This window comes from Lachnoclostridium sp. An118, from assembly GCF_002160985.1.
Lineage (GTDB): Bacteria > Bacillota > Clostridia > Lachnospirales > Lachnospiraceae > Claveliimonas > Claveliimonas stercoravium.
On the sequence record NZ_NFLQ01000054.1, the window covers coordinates 1 to 613 of the forward strand.

The 613-nt window shown below is 45.2% G+C and carries 1 rRNA gene; it reads right to left on the minus strand.

Annotation, left to right across the window (positions count from 1 at the left end):
• Positions 1-503 precede the first annotated feature (503 nt).
• Positions 504-613, minus strand: a 5S ribosomal RNA gene (gene rrf, locus B5E62_RS16665); the annotation flags it as partial.

Below are 613 nucleotides of genomic sequence, written 5' to 3' on the forward strand. Positions count from 1 at the left end.
TATAGCGTTACATGCGTTGGTTCAGGTCAATTTTTTACTTTGTTTTCTTCAAAGTGGTATCATCATTCATGATGATGTCCGACTTACGTCGGACTAAGTTCACACTAACACTCCTGCTTCCGCACTCGTGAAGTGTTCACTTATACCTCGGATGTCTTGATATTTTCATCAATTTCTCATATGCGGTTTTCAAGGTACATTGCAAAACAAATATTTTATGCGTTGGAAGCTTGCTTCCATAAGCTTTAAAATATTTTGTTTTATTGCGTGCCTGCACGCGACCGAAAGAACGAAGTTCTTGAGGTGCAATGTAAGCACTTCCTTGACTGATGTTTTATCAGTCATCACATACTCAAAATCTCTTTTGCGTATCTGATCACTGGTAAAACCAGCTATCATAACAGCACTGCCCTGCTGACCGGGTTGGCGGCGATAAGTTGTTGCTCATCTGTGCCTGTATCTATATGATCTTCGGCAGCGGATCTGCCTTTTCTTTTTTTTAGTGCTGGCGGCCACCTGCTCTCCCACACCGTCTCCAGTGCAGTACCATCGGCCTCCCGGGGCTTAACCATCGTGTTCGGGATGGGTACGGGTGTTTCCCCCGGGCGCATCG